This is a genomic window from Bacillus sp. ISL-51 (assembly GCF_018613535.1).
In the GTDB taxonomy this organism is placed as follows: domain Bacteria; phylum Bacillota; class Bacilli; order Bacillales; family Bacillaceae; genus Bacillus.
In genome coordinates this window covers 28,698-54,742 of the sequence record NZ_JAGGQB010000002.1, presented here as the reverse complement: position 1 = coordinate 54,742, position 26,045 = coordinate 28,698, and the positions used below count along the sequence as shown (strand labels likewise).

22 protein-coding genes and 1 pseudogene are annotated in these 26,045 nt (G+C 47.9%); 20 read left to right on the top strand and 3 right to left on the bottom strand.

Annotated features, from left to right (window positions below; all coding sequences use genetic code 11):
* From acoB to J7E26_RS00395, 5 genes are all read left to right on the top strand, one after another.
* The gene (acoB, locus tag J7E26_RS00415; RefSeq protein WP_214800396.1) at positions 1 to 1,029 is read left to right on the top strand and encodes an alpha-ketoacid dehydrogenase subunit beta; all 1,029 of its coding nucleotides are present in this window, start codon (positions 1 to 3) and stop codon (positions 1,027 to 1,029) included.
* Between the two features lie 15 nt (positions 1,030 to 1,044).
* Positions 1,045 to 2,238, top strand: coding sequence for a dihydrolipoamide acetyltransferase family protein (locus J7E26_RS00410; protein WP_214800395.1), 1,194 nt, complete (start codon positions 1,045 to 1,047; stop codon positions 2,236 to 2,238).
* A gap of 15 nt (positions 2,239 to 2,253) precedes the next feature.
* On the top strand, positions 2,254 to 3,633 hold the full coding sequence (gene lpdA / locus J7E26_RS00405) for a dihydrolipoyl dehydrogenase (RefSeq protein ID WP_214800394.1): 1,380 nt from the start codon (positions 2,254 to 2,256) through the stop codon (positions 3,631 to 3,633).
* 106 nt (positions 3,634 to 3,739) lie between these two features.
* The gene (locus J7E26_RS00400; RefSeq protein WP_214812863.1) at positions 3,740 to 5,548 is read left to right on the top strand and encodes a sigma-54-dependent Fis family transcriptional regulator; all 1,809 of its coding nucleotides are present in this window, start codon (positions 3,740 to 3,742) and stop codon (positions 5,546 to 5,548) included.
* Between the two features lie 66 nt (positions 5,549 to 5,614).
* Complete coding sequence (locus tag J7E26_RS00395) at positions 5,615 to 5,797, top strand: H-type small acid-soluble spore protein (protein ID WP_061520338.1); 183 nt, start codon at positions 5,615 to 5,617, stop codon at positions 5,795 to 5,797.
* A gap of 28 nt (positions 5,798 to 5,825) precedes the next feature.
* On the opposite strand, the gene J7E26_RS00390 is transcribed toward J7E26_RS00395, so the two are convergent.
* Entirely contained in the window at positions 5,826 to 6,152 is a 327-nt protein-coding gene (locus J7E26_RS00390; RefSeq protein ID WP_214812862.1) for a YnfA family protein, read from the bottom strand.
* A 123-nt stretch (positions 6,153 to 6,275) separates the two neighbouring features.
* Between J7E26_RS00390 and J7E26_RS00385 the strand changes: the two genes are divergently transcribed.
* The 11 genes and pseudogenes from J7E26_RS00385 (at position 6,276) to cyoE (ending at position 20,834) form a co-directional block, all read left to right on the top strand.
* Positions 6,276 to 7,271, top strand: a complete 996-nt coding sequence (locus J7E26_RS00385) for a zinc-dependent alcohol dehydrogenase family protein (protein WP_214984611.1) — start codon at positions 6,276 to 6,278, stop codon at positions 7,269 to 7,271.
* 174 nt (positions 7,272 to 7,445) lie between these two features.
* Positions 7,446 to 8,795, top strand: a complete 1,350-nt coding sequence (gene glvA / locus J7E26_RS00380) for a 6-phospho-alpha-glucosidase (RefSeq protein ID WP_214812861.1) — start codon at positions 7,446 to 7,448, stop codon at positions 8,793 to 8,795.
* Positions 8,796 to 8,863: 68 nt separating this feature from the next.
* Positions 8,864 to 9,625: a MurR/RpiR family transcriptional regulator gene (locus tag J7E26_RS00375; RefSeq protein ID WP_214800390.1), complete on the top strand. Its 762-nt coding sequence runs from the start codon at positions 8,864 to 8,866 to the stop codon at positions 9,623 to 9,625.
* 14 nt (positions 9,626 to 9,639) lie between these two features.
* Positions 9,640 to 11,226, top strand: coding sequence for an alpha-glucoside-specific PTS transporter subunit IIBC (locus tag J7E26_RS00370; protein ID WP_214812860.1), 1,587 nt, complete (start codon positions 9,640 to 9,642; stop codon positions 11,224 to 11,226).
* Between the two features lie 204 nt (positions 11,227 to 11,430).
* Positions 11,431 to 13,758 carry a peptidase G2 autoproteolytic cleavage domain-containing protein gene (locus J7E26_RS00365; RefSeq protein ID WP_214812859.1) on the top strand — a complete coding sequence of 776 codons (2,328 nt, stop codon included), beginning with the start codon at positions 11,431 to 11,433 and terminating at the stop codon, positions 13,756 to 13,758.
* Between the two features lie 290 nt (positions 13,759 to 14,048).
* Positions 14,049 to 15,782 carry an ABC transporter ATP-binding protein gene (locus J7E26_RS00360; RefSeq protein WP_214812858.1) on the top strand — a complete coding sequence of 578 codons (1,734 nt, stop codon included), beginning with the start codon at positions 14,049 to 14,051 and terminating at the stop codon, positions 15,780 to 15,782.
* Positions 15,763 to 17,580, top strand: coding sequence for an ABC transporter ATP-binding protein (locus J7E26_RS00355; RefSeq protein WP_214812857.1), 1,818 nt, complete (start codon positions 15,763 to 15,765; stop codon positions 17,578 to 17,580). The genes J7E26_RS00360 and J7E26_RS00355 overlap by 20 nt, the downstream gene beginning before the upstream one ends.
* Before the next feature lie 166 nt (positions 17,581 to 17,746).
* Positions 17,747 to 18,151 (top strand): DoxX family oxidoreductase CatD, encoded by a 405-nt coding sequence (catD, locus tag J7E26_RS00350; protein ID WP_214800385.1) that lies wholly within the window; start codon positions 17,747 to 17,749, stop codon positions 18,149 to 18,151.
* A gap of 16 nt (positions 18,152 to 18,167) precedes the next feature.
* The gene (gene catE / locus J7E26_RS00345) at positions 18,168 to 19,025 is read left to right on the top strand and encodes a catechol 2,3-dioxygenase (RefSeq protein WP_214812856.1); all 858 of its coding nucleotides are present in this window, start codon (positions 18,168 to 18,170) and stop codon (positions 19,023 to 19,025) included.
* Positions 19,026 to 19,144: 119 nt separating this feature from the next.
* A pseudogene (locus J7E26_RS00340) lies at positions 19,145 to 19,795 on the top strand (helix-turn-helix transcriptional regulator).
* Between the two features lie 91 nt (positions 19,796 to 19,886).
* Positions 19,887 to 20,834: a heme o synthase gene (gene cyoE / locus J7E26_RS00335; protein ID WP_214800383.1), complete on the top strand. Its 948-nt coding sequence runs from the start codon at positions 19,887 to 19,889 to the stop codon at positions 20,832 to 20,834.
* A gap of 37 nt (positions 20,835 to 20,871) precedes the next feature.
* Here cyoE and J7E26_RS00330 read toward each other — a convergent pair whose 3' ends face one another.
* Positions 20,872 to 21,423 (bottom strand): PadR family transcriptional regulator, encoded by a 552-nt coding sequence (locus J7E26_RS00330; protein ID WP_214800382.1) that lies wholly within the window; start codon positions 21,421 to 21,423, stop codon positions 20,872 to 20,874.
* A gap of 190 nt (positions 21,424 to 21,613) precedes the next feature.
* Between J7E26_RS00330 and J7E26_RS00325 the strand changes: the two genes are divergently transcribed.
* From J7E26_RS00325 to bstA, 4 genes are all read left to right on the top strand, one after another.
* The gene (locus tag J7E26_RS00325; RefSeq protein WP_214800381.1) at positions 21,614 to 22,216 is read left to right on the top strand and encodes an NAD(P)H-dependent oxidoreductase; all 603 of its coding nucleotides are present in this window, start codon (positions 21,614 to 21,616) and stop codon (positions 22,214 to 22,216) included.
* Positions 22,207 to 23,298 carry an acyltransferase family protein gene (locus J7E26_RS00320; RefSeq protein ID WP_214800380.1) on the top strand — a complete coding sequence of 364 codons (1,092 nt, stop codon included), beginning with the start codon at positions 22,207 to 22,209 and terminating at the stop codon, positions 23,296 to 23,298. The genes J7E26_RS00325 and J7E26_RS00320 overlap by 10 nt, the downstream gene beginning before the upstream one ends.
* Positions 23,299 to 23,540: 242 nt before the next feature.
* The gene (locus tag J7E26_RS00315; protein ID WP_214800379.1) at positions 23,541 to 23,813 is read left to right on the top strand and encodes a ribonuclease inhibitor Barstar; all 273 of its coding nucleotides are present in this window, start codon (positions 23,541 to 23,543) and stop codon (positions 23,811 to 23,813) included.
* Positions 23,814 to 23,847: 34 nt separating this feature from the next.
* A complete protein-coding gene (gene bstA, locus J7E26_RS00310) occupies positions 23,848 to 24,384 on the top strand; it encodes a YfiT family bacillithiol transferase (protein WP_214800378.1) in 537 nt (178 codons plus the stop codon).
* On the opposite strand, the gene J7E26_RS00305 is transcribed toward bstA, so the two are convergent.
* Positions 24,350 to 25,942, bottom strand: a complete 1,593-nt coding sequence (locus J7E26_RS00305) for an MFS transporter (RefSeq protein ID WP_214800377.1) — start codon at positions 25,940 to 25,942, stop codon at positions 24,350 to 24,352. The two genes, bstA and J7E26_RS00305, sit on opposite strands and share 35 nt — an antisense overlap.
* Positions 25,943 to 26,045: the final 103 nt, after the last annotated feature.

The window sequence follows — 26,045 nt, the reverse complement described above, 5'->3', positions numbered from 1 at the left end:
ATGGCGAGAGTCATAAGCATGTCAGACGCGATCAATGAAGCAATGAAGCTTGCGATGAGAAGAGACGAAAATGTGCTTTTAATCGGTGAGGATGTCGCCGGGGGAGCGGCTGTCGATCATTTGCAGGATGATGAAGCATGGGGCGGTGTATTAGGGGTTACAAAGGGGCTCGTACAGGAATTTGGGCGCAGCCGAGTGCTGGACACACCGATTTCTGAGGCGGGCTATATGGGTGCGGCTATGGCTGCGGCATCAACTGGGCTGAGACCGATTGCGGAGCTGATGTTTAATGATTTTATCGGCACGTGCTTTGACCAGGTGATCAACCAAGGGGCGAAATTCCGCTATATGTTCGGCGGAAAAGCGCAAGTGCCGATTACCGTCCGCACCACATACGGAGCAGGGTTCCGGGCAGCTGCCCAGCATTCGCAGGCGCTGTATGGCCTGTTCACCAGCATCCCGGGTCTGAAGACGGTTGTTCCCTCCAATCCGTATGACGCCAAAGGTTTGCTGCTGGCGGCAATAGAAGACAATGATCCGGTGTTCTTTTTTGAAGACAAAACGTCCTACAACATGAAGGGCGAGGTGCCGGAAGGTTATTATACAATCCCGCTCGGAAAAGCGGATATCAAACGTGAAGGCGGCGACATCACGCTGTTGGCGATCGGCAAGCAGGTCAATACCGCGCTTGAAGCGGCTGCACAGCTTTCTGAGAAGGGCATCGAGGCCGAGGTGCTTGATCCCCGGAGTCTGTCTCCTTTGGATGAGGAAGCGATTTTCACATCGTTAGAAAAAACAAACAGGCTGATTATCATTGATGAAGCCAATCCGCGCTGCAGCATTGCCACGGATATTGCTGCGATTGTCGCCGACAAGGGCTTTGATTTGCTTGATGCGCCGATTAAACGGATTACAGCGCCGCATACACCGGTTCCGTTTTCACCAGTGCTTGAAGATCAATATTTGCCGACACCAGATCAAATTGTCAGCGTCACGCTTGAATTGCTTGGCGAGCCGGCAATGAATTAAAGGAGGGACAAATGAATGGCTGTAAAAGTAGTGATGCCGAAGCTTGGAATGGCTATGAAGCAAGGGGAAGTATCTGTCTGGAACAAAAAAGTAGGCGATACGGTCGAGAAAGGAGAGAGCATCGCCAGCATCAATTCGGAAAAAATCGAGATGGAGATTGAAGCGCCGGAGAGCGGCACGCTTCTTCACATTAAAGTAAAAGAGGGGGAAGGAGTTCCGCCGGGCACCGCCATCTGTTATATCGGGGAAAACGGGGAAGAGGTGCAGGAGAAAGGAGAAGGCCGGCCGGAAAGTTGCGAAGAGCCGAAAACGGCACCTGAAAAGAGTCACGATTTCACCGTTAAACAAAAGCCCGCAAACCGAGTCAAAGTGTCTCCTGTTGCGCGGAAAATGGCGGAGAAGGCCGGATTACGACTTGACACGCTGAAAGGAACCGGACCGGGAGGCAGAATCGTCAAAGAAGACGTCATAAAGGCGATAAACACGGAATCAAAGCCGCAAACACCGGCGCAGCCAGTATCACCTGAGGGGAAACCAGCCTCAGCGATGAGAAAAGTAATTGCAGACCGAATGCACAAAAGTCTGCAAAACAGCGCTCAGCTGACGCTGACCATGAAAGCTGACATTACAGAGCTGATCAAATTGCAGCATCAGCTCGCCGAAACAGCGAAAAAGCGCACCGGCGTCAAGCTGACTGTCACGCATTTCGCAGCCCGGGCCGCGGTGCTAGCATTACGGCAGCATCCTGAGCTGAACAGCTCCTATCACGAGGAGCGGATCATCACCTATCCCTATGTTCATCTCGGAATGGCAGTTTCTCTTGAAAACGGACTCGTCGTGCCGGTCATCCGTGATGCGGAACAGCTTTCTTTCCTTGACCTTGCAGACCATATCTCGAAAAACGCACGCAGGGCGCGGGAAGGCAATGCTTCAGGCGATGACCTGCAAGGCTCGACTTTCTCCATCACGAATCTCGGCGCTTACGGCATCGAACATTTCACCCCGATTTTAAACCCGCCGGAAACCGGCATTCTCGGAGTCGGGGCGAGTTATGAAGCACCCGTGTACCGCGGGGAAGAGCTTGTAAAAAGCACCATTCTGCCGCTGAGCCTCACTTTCGATCATAGAGCATGTGACGGAGCACCCGCTGCGGCTTTTTTGAAAACGGTGAAAGAGCTTCTTGAAGAACCGGCAGGATTGATTTTATAAAGAGAGGTGAAGACATTGACACTAGCCATTATCGGCGGCGGTCCGGCCGGGTATGCAGCTGCCGTGACAGCTGCAAGGAGAGGGATGCAAGTCGTTCTCATAGACAAAGGCCCGCTTGGGGGAACGTGTCTCAATGAGGGCTGCATCCCGACCAAGTCGCTGCTGGAAAGCGCAAATATCCTTGATAAAATCAAACACGCGAATACATTCGGCATTGAAATCCCGCAGAACATCACCATCAATTGGGCCCGCATGCAGGGGCGCAAGCGGCAAATCGTCAATCAGCTCGTACAGGGCATTCAATATTTAATGAAGGCAAATCAAATCAAAGTCGTCAGCGGAACGGCTTCCTTTCTCTCTGACAAAACATTATTGATAGAACACGCCGGAGGCGCAAAAGAAATCATTGAAGCCGACAAAATCCTGATTGCCTCAGGCTCAGAACCGATGTCACTGCCGTGTGCCCCTTTTGACGGCGGCTGGGTGATTGACAGCCAAGGTGCGCTCTCTCTTAAACAAATCCCTTCCTCGCTTCTCATTGTCGGAGGGGGTGTGATCGGCTGTGAGTTTGCTTCTTTATTCAGCAGGCTCAAAACAAAAGTGACGGTCATTGAAATGGCCGATCAGCTGCTTCCGGCCGAAGACGGGGAAATCGCCGCAATTTTTGAGGAAACATTAAGAGAAAGCGGAGTTGATATTCAAACGGGAGCCGCATTGCAGCGGGTGGATCAGGCAAGCAAAACCGCGGTATGGACGAAAGACGGGAAAGAAATCGAGGCAAGTGCCGATCACATTCTTATCGCGATCGGCAGAAAACCGCGCTTACAAGGGCTGCATCTGGAACAGGCCGGCGTCCGCTTTTCCCCGCGCGGAATTGAAGTAAATGAGCACATGCAGACAAATCTTCCGCATATTTACGCTTGCGGTGATGCGGCAGGCGGAATTCAGCTCGCGCACGCCGCCATACATGAAGGAATGGCTGCCGCTTCACATGCTTCCGGCCGCGATGCCGCAGTGAATGCGCGGGCCGTGCCCCGCTGTATTTACACTTCGCCGGAAATGGCCGCCATCGGGCTGACAGAAAAACAGGCCAGAGAGCGATACGGAGACGTGCACATTGGAGAATGTTCGTTTTCCGCTAACGGAAAGGCCTTAATTAAAAATCAGCATGGCGGCAAAATGAAAATCATTGCCGAACCGGAATTCGGAGAAATTGTCGGCGTTTCAATGATTGGTCCTGACGTCACTGAATTGATCGGGCAGGCGGCGATGCTGATGAACGGCGAAATGACGGCTGATATGTCAGAACACTTTATCGCCGCACATCCGACCCTTTCGGAAACTCTTCAAGAAGCGCTCTTAAACGTAACCGGGCTTGCGGTGCATTCAGTATAGCGAATAAACCTTCTGAGATTCAGAAGGTTTATTTTTATTGAAAGCGTTTTATTTTTCCCCTACAATAAATGAAAAGATATGATTGAACAGGGGGGAGCGAATAAAAATGAATGTCATCCGTAATGATTTGCAAACCTGGAAGCGATTTGTGAGCGAGGGCGTCCTTGACGAAGCCCGCATTCAAAAGCGGGTCGCGGCCTCGTGGCACCGCTGCAAAAAAGCGGACGTTAATCCTTATCTTGAAAAGGGGCCTAACGTGCTGCCGGCAGAAAATCTTGAAAGGCAGGCCGAAAAGCACGCGTTGTTCTTAGCGGCCTCAATGCCTTATGCAGAAAAGATAAAAATGGCGATGCAGGAAATGGAAATGATGGTTCTGTTAATTGATGCCGACGGCGTTGTCCACTCAGTCGACGGCCATCTCCGTACAATCAATGAAGCGAAACGCATTAATTTCTTAAAAGGCGCCCGCTGGACAGAAACCGCAGTCGGCACGAACGCAATCGGCACGGCCCTTTATACAAAGGAGCCGGTCGTTATTCACGGCTCTGAACATTATTCGCTCGCTTCCCACCAATGGAGCTGTTCCGCCGCGCCGATCCGTTATGAAGACGGAAGGCTTGCCGGCGTTATTGACATTTCCTGTCCCGCCGCCCGCGCTCAGCCTATTATGCTTGGAATCGCCTCCTCCATCGCTTATACGGCGGAACGGGAACTCGCCCTCAAGACCAAGATGAAAGAGCTTGAGATGATCAATCAATTTGCCGGACTCGCCCAGTCCCGCGACCCTTTTGTGCTTTGTAATGAGCGCGGCAGAATTATCGGGGCAAGCCGGCCGGTCCATAGCTTCATCGGAGAGCAGCTGTCTGAGCTTGAGGAACGAGGCTTTCACATCAAACAGGCCGTACAAGAAGAGAACGGCTGCACATGTTTTTATTTATCCAAGAATGAAAAAAAGCCCGCCTTTATTTTCAAAGGAGCGGCGGGAAAAAGCCGTTCATCCCGAAGCATGCTGAAGCAGCTGGAGCTTGTCGCCCAAACGGACGCAACGGTTTGCCTGACCGGAGAAACCGGAACGGGGAAGGAAGTCGCCGCCAGGGCGATCCATGACAACAGTCCCCGGAAAAACGGCCCGTTTGTTGCCGTCAATTGCGGAGCGATACCTGAAAAATTGATTGAAAGCGAACTGTTCGGCTACACGGAAGGCGCGTTCACCGGAGCAAAACGGAAAGGCCATAAAGGCGCTTTACTGAAAGCAGATAAAGGCACGCTTTTCCTCGATGAAATCGGAGAAATCACGCACGCCATGCAGGTTGCCCTTTTAAGGGTGCTGCAGGAACGGAAAATCACCCCGATCGGCGGGACAAAAGAGATTCCCGTTGACATCAGAATTATCACCGCCACCCACGCTGATCTGAAACAGCTTGTTAAGAGCAAAAAACTGAGAGAAGATTTATTTTATCGGCTGCACGTCTGCCCGATTCACCTCCCGCCATTAAGGGAACGCACAGAAGATATTCCCGGCCTCTTTTACGAATTCAAGCAAAACAACAACTGGGCGGGCGAGCTTCCGCAGGAGTTTTTAGCTATATTAAAGAGCCGGGAATGGCGGGGCAATATCCGGGAATTGTTTAATGTGTTTGAACGTCTTTCCGTCATGTTCCCGGACGGCCGGTTATCAAGCCGCCCCCTCTCATCGCTGCTCGAAGCATCGGGGCTTGCGCCGTCACAGCAGTCCTCTGGTCCGAGCGAAGCGCCGCCGTCAGCCATTCGGGAGCAAATACAAAAAAACATCATCATAAACGCCCTCGAATCCGCAAAGGGAAATGTTACGCTGGCCGCTAAAATGGCGGGTATCCCGCGCAGCACGTTTTACAAACGCCTGAAAAGATTCAAGCTGTCTGCCGGGCAATTTTAAGAAAAAAAGCATACTTCCGTTGCCGGCCGGACACTTTATGTGTGAGACGCAAAGGAGGTTTGAGACATGAATACACAACGCGCAAAAGACATTGCTGAATCCGCTGCAATGGCGTATGTGACCTACGAAGGAGTCCCTATTTACATTCAGCATGTCAACGAAGACAAGGAAACAGCACGGATTTTCCCTATCGGCAACCCTCAGTTTGAGCAAGAGGTGCTTCTTTCAGATTTACAAGAGCATTTTTGAAAAAGGCCTGCTGAGAACAGCGGGCCTTTTATCCCCTCGGTGCAAACAGCATGATGCCGACGCCGAGAAGACAAATCAGCGCTCCGGCCCAGTCGTACACATCAGGCGTTTTCCGGTCAACGAGCCATCCCCAAAGAACGGCAAGCACAATAAATACTCCTCCGTATGCGGCATACACACGGCCAAACGATGGAAATGACTGAAATGTCGGAATTACGCCGTAGGCGATTAGAATGAGCGCTCCCGCAATCCCGTATCCAACCGGCTTCATCTCCCTCAGCCACAGCCAAATTAAATATCCGCCGCCGATTTCAGCAATCCCCGCAGCAATAAACAAAACAATCGTAAACAGCATGACAGCATTCCCGCTTCCGTAACCTTTTCCTTTATCATAAGAATTCCGAGAGCACTTTGTAAAGATTGACTTACTTTTAAAAAACGAGCATTCTTAATAAAATGGCAGATAAGGAAGGGATGAATGTTGAAGAATACTGCTTTACTATATAAAGCGTTTGGAGACCCATTGGAACAATTGGAGCTTTGCCAAAAAGACAAGGCGCCGCTTCAAGCTGATGAAGTGCTCGTTAAAATGCTTGCAAGCCCAATCAATCCGTCTGATTTGATTCCGATCAGCGGCGCATACTCACACCGGATCAAACTCCCCGCGACGGCCGGATATGAAGGAGTCGGCACTGTTATCGATACAGGCGCAGATGTGTCACAAGATTTGATCGGCAAGCGGGTTGTGCCTGTGAGAGGTGAAGGCACTTGGCAGCAATATGCAATCGCAAAAGCCAAGTATGCCATTGAGGTGCCATCTGTCATCAGCGATCATGATGCAAGCCGTCTGTATATTAATCCGCTGACGGCATGGCTGATTTGTAAAGAAATGCTGGACATACAACCGAATGATCTGTTGCTGATGAACGGAGGAGGCACTTCCATTGCCCTGATCTTTGCCCAGCTTTCGAAGGTGCTCGGCTTTCGGTTAATCGCCATTGCCCGAAATGAAGGCGGCGCAAGACAGCTTCAGGCGTTTGGGGCATGGAAGGTTATTAATGCTTCTAAAGGACATGTAAGAGAAATGATCGCTGATGCTTGCAGCGGCAAGGGAGCTGATTATGCGATTGACGCTGTGGGCGGTGCAGAAAGCGAAATATTGGCTGCCGCATTAAAACCAAACGGCATGCTTGTCAGCTATGGCTTGCTTTCAGGAATTCCGACAGATTGGAAAAAATTGCACGAAACGTATTGCTTGTCTCCAAAGCTGTTTGCTTTACGGCTTTGGAATGAACATCACACCGCCGAAGCATATCGCCGCCGCTTTTCAGAAGTAATTGATCTGTTTGCCAGGGGAGACCTGGCCATGAATGCTCCGGCCGCCGTATTTCGCTTTGAACATTTTAAAGAGGCATTACGCTGCAATGAGCTGACGAAGGGAAAAATCTTGCTTGATTTCAGCTCATCCAGTTGAAAAAAAGGCTGCTGACCATGGCAGCCTTTTTGATTTGAGCGCCCCGGGAACTTTCCCGCTCTTTGAGAAAAATAACTAAAACTGATCAAATGATCTAACTCTCCAAATTCCGGTACAAAGAGGTTCTTCACATGATATAAATAAAATGTAAACGTTATCAAGGGAGGTCTTCATATGACAAACAAATCTTTCTCAATCGTCATTGCAGGCGGCGGCAGTACATTTACACCGGGAATTGTATTAATGCTTTTGAATCATCTGAAGGAGTTTCCGATCAGAAAGCTGAAGCTTTATGACAATGACAAAGAAAGGCAGGAGCGGATTGCGGGTGCCTGTGAGGTCTTTATCAAAGAAAAGGCGCCGGAGATTGAATTTTTGGCGACAACTGATCCTGAAACGGCCTTTACAGATGTTGACTTTGTCATGGCGCACATCCGAGTCGGAAAATATGCAATGCGCGCGCTTGATGAACAAATTCCGCTGAAGTACGGCGTGGTCGGACAGGAGACATGCGGACCGGGCGGAATCGCATACGGCATGCGCTCAATCGGCGGCGTTATAGAGATTCTTGATTATATGGAAACCTACTCGCCTGATGCATGGATGCTGAATTACTCCAACCCTGCGGCGATTGTGGCCGAGGCCACGCGGCGCCTCAGACCGGATTCGAAAATATTGAACATCTGCGACATGCCTGTCGGAATTGAAGACCGGATGGCGCAAATCCTCGGATTGTCCTCAAGAAAAGAAATGAACGTCCGGTATTACGGCTTGAACCACTTTGGCTGGTGGACATCCATCACTGATCAAAAGGGCAATGACTTAATGCCGAAGCTGAAAGAGCACGTCCGCGAATACGGCTATATTCCGAAGACGGAAACTGAACAGACTGAAGCAAGCTGGAATGACACATTCGGCAAAGCGCGTGATGTGCAGGCAGCCGACCCGGATACACTGCCGAACACGTACTTGCAATATTATTTGTTCCCGGACGACATGGTGAAAAAATCAAACCCGGACCATACACGGGCAAATGAAGTTATGGAAGGGCGTGAAGCCTTTATTTTCAGCCAATGTGACATGATTACACGGGAGCAATCGTCAGAAAACAGCGAAATTAAAATTGACGATCACGCCTCCTATATTGTCGACCTCGCACGTGCGATCGCTTATAACACCGGGGAGAGAATGCTGTTAATCGTTGAAAACAACGGCGCGATTTCAAACTTCGACCCATCCGCCATGGTTGAGGTGCCTTGTCTCGTAGGCTCGAACGGACCTGAGCCGCTTACGGTCGGAAACATTCCGCAGTTCCAAAAAGGGCTGATGGAGCAGCAGGTATCTGTTGAAAAACTGACGGTTGAAGCTTGGGAAGAACGGTCATTTCAAAAGCTGTGGCAGGCGCTGATCTTGTCAAAAACAGTGCCGAATGCCCGTGTGGCAAGGCTGATTCTTGAAGATTTATTGGAGGCCAATAAGGAATACTGGCCTGAGCTTGATGTGAGTCCGTCTCATATTTCCTAATGACAATCTTCCCCCGTTTTCTCCATCTGTTATTCTATATAATAGAAAGAAAATGGGGGGATTTTGGGATGCGGCTGGAGGAACTCATCAATCAGTATTACAGCAAACTAAATGATAACGATTTTTATATTTTAAAATATATATTGAATCATAAGCATACGTGCTACCGCCTTGGCATCAATGATATGGCGAAAGCCTGCAATGTCTCGCGCTCTTCTATATTGCGGCTTGCCCAAAAACTCGGCTTCAGCGGCTACAGTGAATTCCGCGTATTTCTGAAATGGGAGGATCAGCCTGAAGAGGGTGAGAGTATGAGTTTTGAAAAGCTGCTGGACGATATTGAAGCTAATGTGAAATACGTGAAGTCAAAAGACATGACAGAAATGTGCCGGCTGATAGATGATGCAAAGCGGATTTTCGTTTACGGATCGGGGACGGCGCAAAGGGTATGCGCCCGCGAGCTGCAAAGGATGTTTGTATCCAGGCGGAAGTATCTGATTTTAATCCAGGATAAAACAGAATTTGAACTTATGTGTGATGATTTTAATGTGGATGACTTATTCATTATTATTTCCTTATCCGGTGAAACGCCTGAACTGATACCGCAGGCAAGGGCCCTTTCCGCAAAGGGGGTTCCGTTTATTTCAATCACCAACCTGAAAAATAACGTACTGGCCCAAACGACACCGCATAATCTTTATGCGACAAGCAAGCCGGTGATGTTAAGCGATAAAACGGAAATTGTAGCGTTCGTTCCTTTTTTTCTTGTGGGCGAAGCGCTGTTCCGCGCATATGTTGATTACAAAGAGCTTGAAAATTTTGATGAATAACGGGAGGTTACGATATGATGCAAAAAGTCCAGCGCTTCGGCAGCGCGATGTTTGTGCCTGTTTTGTTATTTGCATTTTCCGGTATTATTGTCGGTCTGAGTACGCTCTTTAAAAATAAAACACTGATGGGGCCGCTGGCTGATCCTGACGGGCTTTGGTATCAATGCTGGTACGTCATTGAACAGGGCGGCTGGACCGTCTTTAATCAAATGCCTCTGCTGTTTGCGATCGGCATACCTGTGGCTTTAGCGAAAAAAGCACAGGCGAGGGCTTGTTTGGAAGCGCTTACAGTTTATCTGACATTCAATTACTTTATCAACGCGATTCTGACGGTATGGGGCGGGGCTTTTCATGTCGATATGAATCAGGAGGTTGGCGGAACGAGCGGGCTGACGATGATTGCTGGCATTAAAACACTTGATACGAACATTATCGGAGCGATTTTTATTTCCTCCATTGTCGTCTATTTGCACAATCGCTTTTTTGATAAGAATCTGCCGGATTTTCTGGGGATTTTCCAAGGATCTTCGTACATCGTCATCATTTCTTTTTTCATTATGATACCGATTTCACTTGCGGTGGCGTACGTTTGGCCGATGGTTCAGTCAGGAATCGCCTCGCTGCAAGGCTTTCTCGTTGCGTCAGGGGCGCTTGGTGTATGGATCTACACTTTCTTAGAGAGGATCTTAATTCCGACAGGGCTTCATCATTTTATTTATGCCCCGTTTGTTTACGGGCCGGCTGTGGCTGAAGGCGGCATTGTCACCTATTGGGCGCAGCATCTCGGCGAATACTCTCAATCTGCCAAACCGCTGAAAGAATTATTCCCGCAAGGCGGTTTCGCGCTTCACGGCAACTCAAAGATTTTCGGAATCCCGGGCATCGCGCTCGCCTTTTACGCCACCGCCTCAAGGGAGAAGAAAAAAATTGTCGCCGGCCTGTTGATTCCGGTCACGCTGACATCGATTATCGCCGGCATTACGGAGCCGATTGAATTTACATTCCTGTTTATTTCGCCTTTTTTATTCGCAGTGCATGCTTTGCTCGCCGCTTGCATGGCAACCGTCATGTTTATGGCCGGTGTCGTCGGAAATATGGGCGGGGGCCTGATCGAAGCGGTGACGCTAAACTGGATACCGCTGGCAAGCAGCCACGGCTTGACGTATGTGTACCAGATTATAATCGGATTATCCTTTACCGCCATCTACTTTTTTGTCTTCCGATTTCTCATCCTCAAATTTAATATCGCCACACCGGGCAGGGAAAAAGAAGAAGGGCAGGAAACGAAGCTGTATTCTAAAAAAGAGTACAAAGAACGAAAGCAGGCTGCAAAAGAAACAGCCGCGGCAGATGAACAAGAACGGGATACGGCGGCTTTGTACATTGAAGCGCTGGGCGGAAAGGACAACATTATGGAGGTCACCAATTGCGCCACCCGCCTCCGTGTCAGTGTCGCAGACGATTCAAAGGTCAAGAACGACAGCGCCTTCAGAGAGCTGGGCGCCCACGGCGTCGTGAGAAACGGCAAAGCGCTTCAGGTCATTGTCGGGCTGAGTGTTCCGCAGATGCGGGAGCGTGTGGAGAGAATACTGAACGGTTAAATACTGCTGCAGAAGGCTATGTGCAGAATGGGAAGAGCGCTTGTTTATCCAAGCGCTCTTTTTATGTTTTGAAAAAATGTGTGAACTTGTCATACCTTTGCCACCTGTACATGCAGGAGCGAAAGTGAGGGGATGATGCAGAAACGAATGACTTCTATGGTGTTCGGTGTTTTAAATAGCAATTAAAAATCAGGAGGCAGGACAATGACAAACTATACTACTTTCTTAGGACTTTACAAACCCAATAAAACTGAGGGTGTTGAAGTTGAAAGCATTGCTCAAAACTTTGAAGCGATTGACAGCAAAATCGGTGCTGCCCTTAGCGATGGCACGTCAACTTATGAAAACTTAAACGAAAGACTTAAAATGTATGAAAACAGGTTTGAACATGTTACAGAGCGAAACGTTATGGATTTTGGGGCTAAAGGTGACGGAGTAACAGATGATACGCAAGCGTTTCATGATGCTATGGCTGACGGAGGTTATGTAGTAACAGTTCCCGCGGGTGTATTCAGAACATCGGGATTGTTTGTTCCGTCAAATACAATGCTTATCGGAGCAGGCAAGAAAAGAACGGTCATTAAATTATTAGACGAAACACCGGTAGGGCACTCTGTTCTTACCAACAGTGATTACACGAACGGTAATGAAAATATATACGTCGGCCATCTCACGCTGGACTGGAACAAGGATACGCGTCCTGTCGGCTGGAAGATTCCGAAAGGTCCCACTTCAAGCTGTTTGCTTTTTGCGAATGTTGACTATTCTTTTGTCGAGCATGTGTTTGCGAAGAACGGCGGCCTGCACGGCTTTGATTCTACGAGCCCGAACTATAACAGACATGGTGAAATGGACGACCCAACTTATTATCAGCCCAATGGCTGTAACTTTGTAACATTTTCACATTGTGAAGCAACAGGATCCGGCGATGATAACTTTACTTGCCATTTTGGTAAACACACTACTTTCAGTCATTGCCTCTCTTACCATCCTATGGGGTTAAATGACGGAACTTCTAACACGAACTGTTTTGAAATTGATGACGGCTCACAAGACGTAATGATTGATAGTTGTATCTCAATTGGAGGAGTCCGAGGCTTTGAGATTAAAGCACATGGTTATGCACCGGCAGCGAAGAGAGTACAGCTTGTTAACTGCCGCGCATACGAAAATGCCATTGGATATAGCATCCGCCATATCGGTCACCACACAGCAAGCGATCCTCAGTCAGCGACAGCCCATGATGTGCAGCTCGCGAATTGTATCGCATATAACCCTAAACCAAATGATCTTTACAAAGGGGCGGGACCAAACGCGTTGCAAATCTCCGGATATGATGGTGTGAGTGTTATGAATTTCCATGCTATTTGTGATGATAGTTCAATTGATTATAAGGGTAATTCTGTAGTCAGCGTATTTTATAAAGGACGCTTAATCAGCTTAAAGAATATAACCATTCGCGGATTTAAGACTGCAGACAATGACTTATATATTGTCGGCGGGGATAACTCAGTAGGTAAAGTAATGGTAGATGGCGTCACCTTGATTGACTCCGGAAAAAATGGAGTTGCTTTTGGCAGCGGAATGTACGAGTCTGTTGTTAGTAATGTTTGGGGACAGAGATCTCCAAAAAATAATAGCGGGACAGTTGGAATTTATTCCTCAGATCCAGACCTTAATGTTTCCAATTGTGATTTTTCAGGTTATGAAACTGACTTTAACATTGGAGGAGCAGTCACTCCTTATTTCTTATTCAAACATAAAGGAAGCGGAGTCATTGGCTCCCGTGAATCTCACGCTACAGGAAACAATAATTTTGTGGCTGGTTCTGTTCGGGGAAGAGCAACCGGAGCGGCTCAATCTTCAGTGCTTTCTTCGTACAATACAATTAACCCGAATTCAGATTCTGTAGCACTTGGCTGGGCTGCCGGCAGCACTCCGTCATCGGCAAACAGAAAAATTGAGCTTCACGCAAAAGAAGGAACAATTAAGGCTGCGGGAGGCGTAACAGGTTCCTCGACATTCTCTGACTACGCCGAGTATTTTGAGAGTCTGAGCGGGGAGAAGATTCCGACAGGAACACTTGTCACACTTGAAGGTGATAAGATCAGACCGGCTGAAAAAGGTGATCTCATGCTTGGGGTAATTTCCGAGACTGCCGGAGTGATTCTTGGTGAGTCGAGTTTTCACTGGTCGGGACGATACGTAAAGAATGAGTTTGGCGGCTATGTTTATGAAAAACAGAAAGATGCAAACGGCCATATGGTCATGGCTCCAAAAGAAAATCCGGACTTTCGACCTGAAGAAGACTATGCTTCAAGAGAAGAGAGAGACGAGTGGAACATTGTCGGGCTTATCGGCCAGGTATATGTCAGATGCGATGAGACTGTGAAAGCAGGAGATTTTATTCACGCTCATAACGGGATTGCAACAAAATCCGATTCTCCAAACCAGCGCTGGCAGGTCATGAAAGTGATCAAAGAGTTTGATGCTGATAAAGGATTTGGGGTCGCTTTCGTTTTTATTCGTTAAATGAAATGACACGGCATGAATGATCATCTGAATAGCGGACGTCTTCTAAAGGCTCCGCTAGTTCATTTTAAAATAAAAGGCTCCGGTTCAGGCGCTGGTAAAAAGAAAAGACAAGTCAGCCTCCATATATTTACACGCTTCAATCCTTCAATTTTTATCTTCAGTGATTTCCGTTTTTTTACACAAAGTACATAATAAAAGTGCGGGTTCAAGGGTTAATCCTTTATTCATTTAAGACAAACAAATAAAATAAATATACATATTGATAAACAGGTTTGGGAGGCTTTCAGATGTCAAAGGCTTTATCATACTTAAAACCATACTATTTGATAGCGGGGATAGCTCTTGTCCTGATGCTGACTGAGCTTGCGGTAGAGCTTGTGCAGCCTCTTCTTATCGCAAAAATTATAGATGAGGGGATTTTGAAACAAGACCTTAGGACAGTCTGGGTATGGGGAGCTGTAATGGTCGGGCTTACACTGGTGTCATTTGCGGCGGGAATGCTGAATTCCTTCTATGCGGCTCATGTCAGCCAAAGCTATGCTTACGATACGAGAAAAGGGATATTTCAAAAAATCCAGTCCTTCTCTTTTTCTTCTTTTGCGCAGTTTTCCTCCTCATCATTTATTACGAGGCTGACCAATGACGTGACACAGGTTCAAAATATGATTTTCATGAGCCTCAGGTTTATGCTTCGGGCGCCTTTAATGATTGTCGGCGGTGTTATTTTATCAGTGGCCGTCAATGTGAAGCTCGGTTTTTTTCTGCTTGTGACGATTCCGATTTTGATTCTGTTTTTACTTTGGGTATTAAAAAAAGGGGGTTCGCTGTTCCGCTCTGTGCAGAGACGGCTTGACCAAGTGAACACCATCATGCAGGAAAACCTGGCGGCTATCAAATTGATTAAGGCGCTGCTTCGCGGAAGCCACGAGATCAAACGGTTTCTGAAATCAAACACCATACTGATGCAAAAGACGGTCTCGGCCTTTCGTCTCGTTGAAGCAACGATGCCTGTTTTGATGCTGTTAATGAATATATGCATTCTGTTTATTTTGTGGCTCGGCGCCAATAGCGCGGCACAAAACGGTACGCAGGTCGGCGATGTTGTGGCGATTATTAACTACGCCACACGCATTACAGGCGCTTTGTCCGTTTTTCCGTTCTTGATTATGATTTTTTCACGGGCGAAAGCTTCCGGGGAAAGAATCGGAGAGGTGCTTGAGACAGAAGGCGATGAACGGGAGCGCGGCAAAACGGATGAGCTGCTGAGCGGCCGTATTGATTTTGAAGATGTGTCATTCCGCTATCCCGATATGGAAAGAGAAGCGCTTCAGCACATAACCTTTACAGCAAAACCAAAGGAAACGATTGCGCTATTAGGAGCGACAGGCTCAGGAAAATCAACGCTCTTTCAGTTAATTCCGCGGCTATACAAACCGGATTCAGGCAGGGTTTTGATTGACCGGAAGCCGATTGGCGAATTTCCGGCTGAAGGGCTTCGGAGGCAGATCGGCTACGTTCCGCAGGAAGTGCTGCTCTTCTCGGGAACGATCAGGGAAAATATCGCCTGGGGCAAAGAAAATGCTTCACTAGATGAAGTAATGGAAGCGGCCAAAAGCGCGCAAATTCATGACACGATTATGAAGCTCCCGAAAGGCTATGATACGGTGCTTGGGCAAAAGGGCGTCAATTTGTCAGGAGGTCAGAAACAAAGAATTTCCATCGCCAGAGCCTTTATCAGAAAGCCCGCCATTCTTTTATTGGATGACAGTACAAGCGCCCTCGACCTGCAAACAGAAGGAAAGCTGCTTGAGGCGATCAGCGCTTATGAATGCACAACACTGATCATCACCCAAAAAGTCAGCACTGCCATGAAAGCCGATGTCATATTGCTTCTTGAAGACGGCGAACTGATTGAAAAAGGCACGCATCAGGAGCTGCTGTCACAGTCTCATTTGTATCAGCTTATTTACGAGTCCCAATTCGGAAAGGAGGGGGCTGGTCATGCTGAAAGACATTCGTAGTCCTTTCCAATATAAAAAAATACTGATTGATCAAAAAGACCGCTCCAAAAAAAGAACGAAAGCAAAGGATGCCAAAGGGACGCTAGGCAGAATGTGGTCCTACTTGGCTGAGAAAAAAGGGATGCTCACACTTGTCATGATCATGGTTGTGGTCAGTGCCGTGTTTGGCTTGCTTGGGCCTATTGTGATCGGCCGCGCCATCGACCATTTTATTGTCGGCCGGACGGCAAGCGGGCTTTTTCCGGTATTGCTTGGCTTGTTAGGGATCTACGTCATCCAGTCCCTGTCTTTATGGTTTCAAAACTATTGGATGATTAATATTTCCCAAAGCACTGTATTCAGAATGCGGAGTGAGCTGTTCACCCACTTGCACGAGCTGCCGATTCCGTTTTTCGATAAACAGCGGCACGGCGAGCTGATGAGCCGGGTGACGAATGATATTGAAAATGTCAGTTCAACTTTAAACACATCGGTCATCCAAATTTTATCAAGCGTCATCACCTTTGCAGGAACAATCTCAGTGATGCTGTACATGAACCCGCTGCTGACGCTCATCACGCTGATCATCGTGCCGATTATGGCGGTCAGCATCAAATGGATCACCAACCGTACGGGAAAGCTTTTTAAAGAGCAGCAAAAAAACCTTGGCGAGCTTAATGGCTATATTGAAGAATCCATTTCAGGCGCCAAGGTCATCAAAGCTTATTCGCGGGAAGAACAGGTGACCGCTGAGTTTTTAGAAAAAAACGACAGCCTGAAGGCATCTGGCTTTTGGGCGCAGACGATTTCCGGCTTTATCCCGAAAGTGATGAACACGTTGAACAATCTAAGCTTTACAATTATTGCGGCCATCGGCGGTTGGTTTGCGTTAAAGGGCTGGATTACGATTGGCTCAATCGTGGTGTTCGCCGAGTATTCAAGACAGTTTACCCGCCCTTTGAACGATCTCGCCAACCAATTTAATACGATGTTGTCTGCCATTGCAGGAGCTGAACGTGTCTTCGATGTGCTCGATGAAATAGAAGAACGGGAGGATGAAAAGAACGCCTTGTATCAGCCGATTCAAACAGGCGCCATTGAATTCCGCCACGTCTCTTTCGGATATGAGGAAGGGAGTCAGACGCTGAAACACCTCAGCTTTACAGTGCCAGCGGGACAATCCATCGCGTTTGTCGGTCCGACAGGCGCGGGAAAAACGACTGTTACCAACCTTCTCGCCCGCTTTTATGAACCGAACGAAGGAAAAATTCTCATTGACGGCACGGATATAAAAAAGATGACAAGATCGAGCCTGCGAAAAAACATGGGGTTTGTTCTTCAAGATTCATTTCTGTTCCAGGGCACAATCAGGGAGAATATCCGCTACGGACGTCTGGACGCATCTGACCAAGAGGTAGAGGAAGCCGCAAAAGCAGCCAATGCCCACAGCTTCATTGAACGGCTGCCGAAAGGCTATGATACGGTTCTTACCCAAAACGGAGCCGGAATCAGCCAAGGACAAAAGCAGCTCATTTCTATTGCGAGGGCTGTTTTGGCAGACCCGGTTCTCTTGATATTGGATGAAGCGACAAGCAACATTGATACAGTGACAGAAGTGAAAATACAAGAAGCGCTCGGCCGTTTAATGGAGGGCAGAACAAGCGTCATCATCGCCCACAGGCTGAACACGATTCAAAGAGCCGATCAGATTCTTGTGTTGAAGGACGGAGAAATGGCTGAAAAAGGAAGCCATGCCGAACTTCTGAAGCAAAAAGGCTTTTACAATGAGTTATACGAAAGCCAGTTTCATCAATCGTAAATAGGGAAAAAGGCCCCCGGCAATGTGCGGAGGCCTTTTTTTGCGCCGATCTATAGTACTTTTAAGTTATTTTCGAGAAATGTAACAAAATTACTTGACGTAAACAAGTTATGTATATATACTAGCTTACATAAAGTAAGTGATAATAATTTTCAAGGAGGATTTTATGAATAAATCATTCGAAGCAGGTACATTACTTTTAAGGGTTGTTACAGGTATTATCTTTTTTGTTCACGGCTTATCAAAATTTCAAGGATTAGAAGGGGCTATGCAATTTTTCCAAAGCATCGGACTTCCTGCCTTTCTGGTTTACGTAATCGCAACGATTGAACTAGTCGGCGGCGTTCTGATCTTTTTCGGTTTGGCGACACGCGTCATCGGCGCTCTGTTTGCCATTACGTTAATCGGAGCCATCTTCACGGCGAAGCTTTCGGCTCCATTTATGGGCGGATCAGAATTTGATTTCATTTTATTAGTTGCTTCCATTCACTTAGCCCTTTCAGGAAGCCGTCTGCTTGCACTTGACCAGCTCCTTTTCAAAACAAAAAAGGGAGAAAATTTCTCAGCATAAGAAAGAAGGCATTCAAATGACCGGCATTCATAAAGATACAGCAATCGGTTATGTCAAACTGACGATCAAAAGCCTGGAACGATCGCTCGCCTTTTACCAAAATGTGATCGGCTTTCAGGTCGTCTCACAAACGGATCATACCGCAGAATTATCGGCAGACGGAAAACAAGTGCTGCTGGTGCTTGAAGAAAACCCGAGTGCCGTCGTCCTGCCTGAACGAACAGTCACCGGCCTTTACCATTTTGCGATTCTTCTCCCTGACAGGAAAGAACTCGGCATTGCGCTGGCACGGCTGATCGAAAACGGCATTGCGCTCGGTCAGGGTGATCATGCCGTAAGTGAGGCCCTTTATCTGTCTGACCCGGACGGAAACGGCATTGAAATATACGCCGATCGCCCCCGCAGCACGTGGCGGCGCGATTCTGAGGGCAACTATGTCATGACGACAGCGCCTGTCGATGTCGAAGGACTGCTGGAAGAGGTCGGAGGTGAGCGTAAAAGCAGGCTGCCGGAAGGAACCGTCATCGGCCATATTCATTTGCATGTCACTGATTTACAGGAAGCCAAAGCCTTTTACACCGATGTACTCGGCTTTGACATTGTCGGCAATTACGCTGGCATGTCCGCCCTGTTTATCTCGGCAGGAGGCTATCACCATCATATCGGCCTGAATATTTGGGCCGGAAAAAACGCACCGCCGAAACCGGCGAACGCCAGCGGACTGGACTATTACACCATCGTGCTGCCGAACCAAAAGGAGCTGTCACGGGTGACGCTTGCTTTGACTGATGCCGGATATCCGGTTGAAGAAAAACAAGAAGGCATATTTGTCAAAGATCCGGTTTCCGGGGTGCATATCGCTTTTACACTATAAACGAAAACACCTTGCCGCTTACATGCGCAAGGTGTTTTATTTTTCTGAAAATTTTCTTGAAAAGGAACTGGAAAGGGGATAATCTGAGATAAAAATGCATGACCTAAGGAGGATTATCATTGAATTGGACCCAGCTTATTTCAGGTAAAATCGCGTTGAACCAATTTGTACACCATACAAAAGAAAATGGGGCGGCTTTTCATATTCATTATTGGGGAGCCATGCCGACGCATTATAATAATCTTGTCCATAAGCACTCCTTCTTTGAAATCACCTTTGTCCTCAGCGGACAAGGCCAGTATGCAGAAGGAGAAAAAACGTATCCCCTCCAAGAAAATACGATATTTGTCACCCGCCCCGGCGTTATCCGCCAAATCAAAAGCGAAACGGGCTTAAGCCTTCTTTATGTTTGTAAAAGAAATTCTGACAAATATGGCCTGCTCGCTTATTTTGACACTGCTGCAAACCGCAGCTCCCCTGCCGCTGGCCGGCGTCTCAAGCCACTTTCATATCTCGGCCGTCATCTGTCCAGGCTGTTTGTTTCAGAAACGGGCGTCAGTTATTCCGAATTTGTCCGGCGTGAACGGGTGAAACAAGCGGCTTCCCTGCTTAAATCAACGACTTATCCATTAAACAAATTGCAGAAGAGGTCGGTTTGACGATCCACTATTTTACGAGAGTATTCAAGGCAGATGGGCAGCTCTCCCGGACAGTTTCGCTCTTTATATAAAAAGGCAAACGTCAAAGTCTATCAAAAAGAGCAGCTTTAATATTTACAATTGTGTGAAAAGGGCCCAAAAAGAATTGTTATTCCTGATTCTTCCTGCTATGATGGGCGAAAAAAAGGGAGAACCCAAAAATATGAATTCAAATGCAGTCGGAACAGAGCAGCACATGAATAACAAACCGGCCAGGGTGACCGTCAAAGACTTTATCATTCTTGCCAAGCCGGGAATTATCATATCCAATTCACTCGCCGCATTTAGCGGATTTTGGATGGCGTGGTTACATTCAGAAAAAACAGGGGAAGGGCACAATATTCTCGTTACCATGGCCATTGCGATGATCGGGACGGCGTTTGTCATGGCGTCAAGCACCGTCTTTAACAACTGCTTTGACCGAAACATGGATGCCAAAATGGCGCGAACACGAAATCGCGCAACCGTTACCGGAAAAATTCCGCCGTCGGCGATCATTACTTTCGGAACCTGTCTGGGCGCCGCCGGATTGGGCATGCTCGCTTCACTCAACATACTGGCCGCCACCCTCGGGCTGAGCGCTTTTTTGTTATACGCAGTCGTCTATACGCTTTGGTTTAAGAGACACTCGGTATGGAGCACATTCATCGGCAGCTTCCCCGGTGCAGCACCGCCCTTGATCGGGTATTGCGCGCTGACGGGGTATATCGACATGCCGGCGGTGATCTTGTATGCCATCATGTTTTTGTGGCAGCCGCCGCATTTTTGGGCGATCGGAATCAGGCGGAAGGAAGAATACCGGGCCGCCGGCATACCGCTTCTGCCGGTGATAAAAGGCAATCACATGACAAAAATAAAAATGATGCGCTATATTCTGATTCTGGCCGCCGTTACGCTCCTGGTGCCTTTTTATGTCCATGTCAGCCCGTTTTACGCGGTTTCTGCTTTGATACTCGGGGCCATCTGGGTGTATAAGGGGATCCGCGGCTTTACATCAGCCGATGATATTCAATGGGCCAAGGGGATGTTTATCTATTCGATCGTCTATTTCAGTTTATTGTTTATCATCATGATGGCTGATTCGTTGGTCACGGCATTTTTCATTCCGTAAAAAAAACGGCTCATTTTTAAAGAGCCGCCTGTTTCGTTTATGCTTCTTTGATGAGAGCCAAAATGTGCTCAAGCCAGGTTATATAATTCCGTTCGCGTTCAAGTGCTTTCGTCAGCACAAGATAATGGCCGAAATCTGGTGAAGAAAATGACTCGGCCTCCTTAGAGGATGCCATCAGCTCATCATAACTGTTTTCCAGATCAGCCAGTTTCAGCTTTCGCTTTTGCAGCTGGTCCGTGAATAAATCATCCGCTTCTTCTTTCGTTAAAGCCGATATGAAATAAGCCTTCAGCATAAATTCATCCTTGACCGTTTCCGGAATCGGCTCCTTTTTCGTCATCCAGGCAGCAAGTTCACGCTCTCCGCTTTCGGTCAGCGTGTACATTTTTTTCTCCATCTTCGTCCCTTGAATCGCCGTCCGAAACGTAATAAATCCTTCATCCGTCAGCTTTTTTAATTCAGGGTAAATCTGGCTGTGCTTCGCGCTCCAAAACTGGCCCAGCTCTTCTTTAAAATAACTCGTTATATCGTATCCGCTCATTTCGCCTTTTCGCAAAAGCCCTAAAATCGCGTATTTTAAAATTCTCATGATGTCCTCCAAGCCAACTCATTTGACAGTTAGTATACCATAGGAAGTTCGGAAACGCAGAAGACTCAGCAAACAGCGGTAATGAGCAGCAGGTTAAGATACAGGGGATCTTCAAGACCGTGTGCTTACCTCTTTTATATGTCATAATGATATAATCACTGTAAAATTATCAAAATACTGGGAGGGACTTATGAACACGGTGATTGTTTATGCAAATCCGGATCAGAACAGTTTCAATGCCGCTATTCTGAAATATGTGGCAATGGCATTAAAGGACAGCGGCCAAAAGTATACGGTCATTGATTTATATGCCGATCAATTTGATCCCGTCCTGCGGTACGGCGGAGAGAAAAGGCGGTCTGACATGAGCCGGGACGCTGAAACAAAGGAATACCGGAAACTGATGAAAGAGACGGACCATCTCATCCTCATTTACCCGCTGTGGTGGGGTGGCGTGCCGGCGATATTAAAAGGCTTTTTTGACAGGGTGCTTGTCGCCGGAGAAGCCTACACATTTGAAAACGGCCGCGTAAAAGGATTGCTCCCCGCACAGACAGCCCAGATCTTTTATACGGCGGATTCACCGAACTGGTACTTAAAGTGGTTCCGGAAAAACGCGGACTGGATTACGTTAAAAAAAGGCATTTTGCAATTTTGCGGCATTCAAAAAGCAGAGCGGAACCTCTTCTCAGTCGTAAAAGACAGCACACCCGAGATTCGGGAAAAATGGCTGCGCCAAGCATACGCCAAAGTCCGCCGCGCTTGTGAAAAAGGAGGCGCAGCATGCAAATAAAAGAAATCTTCGTCATTCGCTGTCTGTCTTGTTTAAGTGTCGTCCTGCTCCATGTCGTTACAATGGTGCTGATGATTCAAGCGGAAGCCGTCTCAGAAATCGCTCACACTGTAGATTCGTTTCGGACGCTTTTGATGTTCAGCACGCCCGCGTTTATCTTTATCTCGGAATTTCTGCTTGCCCGCTCTTATCCGGAAGGCGTTCCTGCGGGGTTTTTAAAGAAAAGGGGAAAGGTCATTTTTGTGCCGTTTCTGTTTATCTCCGCGCTTGATGCCATCATGATGAAAGGATTGGCGGAGGACGATAATGGTTTTATCCCTATTGTCGGAAAATTCTTAGAAAATGTATTTCTCGGCCAATTTATCGGTTACTTCATACTTGTGATTTTTCAGTTTTATATTCTTCATATGCTGCTGCACGGCTGGCTGAAAAAGGCGTCTCCTGCATGGGTTCTATCGGTTTCTTTTATAATCAATGCAGTGTATCTGACCTATTTCTCAATCATCAATCCTCCGTCTTCCTCCGGGCTGGATTCAATATTTCCGTTCTTCTGGGTGCCGTTTCCGGGCTGGCTTTTCTACTTTTGTCTGGCGTTTTACTGCGGCAAGGAATATAAACGCTTCTTGGCGCTGATCACTCAATACCGCTATGCCGTTTACCTAAGTGCGGTTCTCTCGGCCGTATTAATCGTTGCAGTTTCATATGGCAACACAGAAGGAACCATTTCCTCAAAACGGCCGGACATTATGGTTTATGCGGTCAGTATCATCTTTCTGTGCTTCCGCCTCTTTTCGAGACTGAAAAAGGTGCCTGCGATTGTGATGTTCATCAGCAACTATTCTTTTTCTATCTATCTGCTTCACACTTACTTTTTAATCCTCGGCTACCTGCTGGAGGGCTATCTTCAATCCATTTCCTTACCGGCGGCCGTCCTCCTGCTTTTTGCGATCTGCACGGGAGGCCCCATTTTAGTGTCATGGGCATTGAACAAGTTTACATACGGGTATCTGTTTGTCGGAAAAATTTATCAGCCGAAACAGACCCGGAAAAACACGGAGGTGCACCAAGGCCACACAGGCTGAAAAAGGACGGCGGGATGACCCGCCGCCCTATTGGACAGTACACAGATATTTTCCCGCTTTCAGCAGTAAGGGTGAATCCTATTCCATGGCCGGGGATGCCAGCTTTAGGTAATGCATATTGGCTCTGTTTCTGCTTACAAGGAGAAACAGAAGCCACACAGGTGATACAGCAGCAAACATCCGCTATTCCCCACGGAAGGATGGTAAACTGATAGAGTGAGAAAAAGAGAAAGGAGACAGCTATGAACAAAGCAGTCATTCACGGTGAACAGATCAGAAGTATGAGCGACCTTCACCAGGCGTTAAAACAAGAACTCAGCCTTCCTGACTACTATGGTGAGAACCTTGACGCCTTATGGGATTGTCTGACCGGATGGGTTGAGTACCCGCTCGTGTTGGAATGGAGGGAGTTCGAACAAAGCAAACGGAATGCAGGGGACGGGGCCGAAGCGGTGCTGCAGGTTTTTCATGACGCTAAAGCGGAAGGCTGTGACATTACCATCTCGCTTTCTTAATACTCTATCAGCGCTTAAAGAAGGAGAAAACAATATGCAAATAGAGAATCTGAAGTTTCCGATAGGAGAATACAAGCCTGCCGAATCCATTTCAGCTGAACAGAGACAGGGGTGGATTTATGCTTTGGAGCACGCGCCTGCAAAACTTGAACAAGCGGTCAGCGCAATGTCAGACAGCCAGCTTGATACGCCGTATCGTGAAGGGGGATGGACTGTCCGCCAAGTGGTTCATCATATGGCGGACAGCCACATGAACGGTTATATCCGTTTTAAATTGAGCTTAACTGAAGAAGAGCCGGCGATCCGCCCATACGATGAAAAAGGCTGGGCTGATCTCCGTGATTCCAAAACGGCAGCTTGCGGAGCTTCCATCGAGCTGTTGACGATTTTACACAAAAGATGGGCCGATCTGCTGCGCTCCATGACCGATGCCCAATTTAAACGCGCATTTTTTCATCCGGAAACGAAGGAGACGACAACACTTGAGCATGCGCTCGGTTTATATGTCTGGCATTCTGAGCATCACATCGCTCATATTACGGAGCTTTCCCGGCGGATGGACTGGCGTTAGGTTTAGATAAAGCCGATTTGCAAAAAAACGCCAGAATACAGGCTGACACAATTGTGCAAAACGAAATGACGGCGGCTGCGGCATAGAGATGATGATAGCCGCTTGCGACGCTTGCTTCAACGGCATCAGCAACTGCTTTTTTGACGGCAGGGAGGGGGATTCGGCTGATCTGTTCCTGTACGGATGAAAGCCCCCCTCCAATAGCGGGCATGTGCGCTTGATCTGCCGGAATGCCGCTTTTGTCTAAACGGTTTCTGATGTCATCTCCGATCCGATCAAAGCCGGCTGTAATGAAGCCGGCATATAGGGTCGGAGCGAGCGTCAAGCCGACCTGCCTGACCAGTGACAGCGTACCCAGCGCCGTTCCTTTAGCCGCGCCGGCAGTCTCAGATACAAGTACATTCAGCGGTGCCCCGAGTAAAAAGCCGAATCCTACCCCCGCAATGACACTTGCGATGACAAACTCCCATTTTTCCGTTACCCACAAAGGAAATAAACTGAATCCGGCGCTTGCGATCAAGCCTGATAAAACGGCTGAAAAAACCGGTCCCTTTTTATCGGTCAGCGCCCCGCCCAGCCATGCGCCGATGCCTGACGCCAATGCGAGCGGCGTCATCCAATAACCGGCTTTTTCCGCAGAAACGTGCAGATATTGCTCTGCATATGACGGAATAAAAATGACCGCAGCGAGCAGTCCTCCCGACAAAAATCCGATCACAAGCGTCCATTGAAATACTTTGTTCTGAAGAAGCGAGTAAGCGAGAATCGGATCACCTCCCCGGCTTTCGACTCGCTTTTCGTACCGCAGCATAACAAAAAAGAGAAGCGCGCCGGCCGCGATAAATCCGAATACCTTCACATTCTCCAAGCTTTCCAAAAGAGCAGCCCCGTCAAGATTCGTAATGCCGATCATACAGGACAAAATGGCAAGAGACAGCATCATCGCCCCGATAAAATCAAGCCTTTTTGTTTCAGGCTCTTTCGTTTCAGCAATAAACAATCCGCCGAACACAACCAATGCAGCGGCAATCGGCAAATTAATCAAAAACAGCCAATGCCACGACCCGCTCCAATCAAGCAAAAAACTGCCGATATTAGGACCGAGCACAGCCGCCATTCCATTCATCGCCCCTAAAAGCCCGAGCGCTTTTCCCTGTTTTTCTTTCGGCAGCACCGCGAGAATATGTGAACTGCCGATAATGAAAATCCCGCCCCCGCCAAGAGCTTGAATCAGCCTTGCCGCTAAAAACATCGGAAAGCTCTGGCTGAGTGCGACAAGCAAAGAGCCGAGGCCGAACAGCCCGACTTCAATCATAAAAAGTTTTTTCCGCCCGTAACGATCCGACAGCTTGCCGACAATCGGCACGCTGACGCTGAGCCCTAATGTATAAAGGGTGACTCCCCACGATCCCCATGACGGGGAGACGTCAAAAGAGCTGTTAATTGTCGTAAGCGCTGCGGAAATAATCCCATTATCCAGCGCCGCCATAAACACGCCGATTGTAAACAGGCTGATGGCCCATTTCTGGCTCTTTTGCCTTGGTGAAGCCTCTGGCATATTGATCATCCTTTCTATTTAATTCACTTTGAATATATTATTCATTTTGAATGAATTAAATGTCAAATAAAAAAAGCCTGCCGGCATCGGCAGACCTTTAGTA

Coding starts and splice junctions, on each gene's coding strand:
- J7E26_RS00305 (WP_214800377.1), bottom strand. CDS start 25,942: ATGCCAGAGGCTTCACCAAGGCAAAAGAGCCAGAAATGGGCCATCAGC.
- glvA (WP_214812861.1), top strand. CDS start 7,446: ATGACAAACAAATCTTTCTCAATCGTCATTGCAGGCGGCGGCAGTACA.
- J7E26_RS00370 (WP_214812860.1), top strand. CDS start 9,640: ATGATGCAAAAAGTCCAGCGCTTCGGCAGCGCGATGTTTGTGCCTGTT.
- J7E26_RS00360 (WP_214812858.1), top strand. CDS start 14,049: ATGTCAAAGGCTTTATCATACTTAAAACCATACTATTTGATAGCGGGG.
- catD (WP_214800385.1), top strand. CDS start 17,747: ATGAATAAATCATTCGAAGCAGGTACATTACTTTTAAGGGTTGTTACA.
- catE (WP_214812856.1), top strand. CDS start 18,168: ATGACCGGCATTCATAAAGATACAGCAATCGGTTATGTCAAACTGACG.
- bstA (WP_214800378.1), top strand. CDS start 23,848: ATGCAAATAGAGAATCTGAAGTTTCCGATAGGAGAATACAAGCCTGCC.
- J7E26_RS00320 (WP_214800380.1), top strand. CDS start 22,207: ATGCAAATAAAAGAAATCTTCGTCATTCGCTGTCTGTCTTGTTTAAGT.
- J7E26_RS00385 (WP_214984611.1), top strand. CDS start 6,276: ATGTTGAAGAATACTGCTTTACTATATAAAGCGTTTGGAGACCCATTG.
- J7E26_RS00410 (WP_214800395.1), top strand. CDS start 1,045: ATGGCTGTAAAAGTAGTGATGCCGAAGCTTGGAATGGCTATGAAGCAA.
- J7E26_RS00315 (WP_214800379.1), top strand. CDS start 23,541: ATGAACAAAGCAGTCATTCACGGTGAACAGATCAGAAGTATGAGCGAC.
- acoB (WP_214800396.1), top strand. CDS start 1: ATGGCGAGAGTCATAAGCATGTCAGACGCGATCAATGAAGCAATGAAG.
- J7E26_RS00365 (WP_214812859.1), top strand. CDS start 11,431: ATGACAAACTATACTACTTTCTTAGGACTTTACAAACCCAATAAAACT.
- J7E26_RS00355 (WP_214812857.1), top strand. CDS start 15,763: ATGCTGAAAGACATTCGTAGTCCTTTCCAATATAAAAAAATACTGATT.
- J7E26_RS00375 (WP_214800390.1), top strand. CDS start 8,864: ATGCGGCTGGAGGAACTCATCAATCAGTATTACAGCAAACTAAATGAT.
- J7E26_RS00400 (WP_214812863.1), top strand. CDS start 3,740: ATGAATGTCATCCGTAATGATTTGCAAACCTGGAAGCGATTTGTGAGC.
- J7E26_RS00330 (WP_214800382.1), bottom strand. CDS start 21,423: ATGAGAATTTTAAAATACGCGATTTTAGGGCTTTTGCGAAAAGGCGAA.
- J7E26_RS00395 (WP_061520338.1), top strand. CDS start 5,615: ATGAATACACAACGCGCAAAAGACATTGCTGAATCCGCTGCAATGGCG.
- J7E26_RS00325 (WP_214800381.1), top strand. CDS start 21,614: ATGAACACGGTGATTGTTTATGCAAATCCGGATCAGAACAGTTTCAAT.
- cyoE (WP_214800383.1), top strand. CDS start 19,887: ATGAATTCAAATGCAGTCGGAACAGAGCAGCACATGAATAACAAACCG.
- J7E26_RS00390 (WP_214812862.1), bottom strand. CDS start 6,152: ATGCTGTTTACGATTGTTTTGTTTATTGCTGCGGGGATTGCTGAAATC.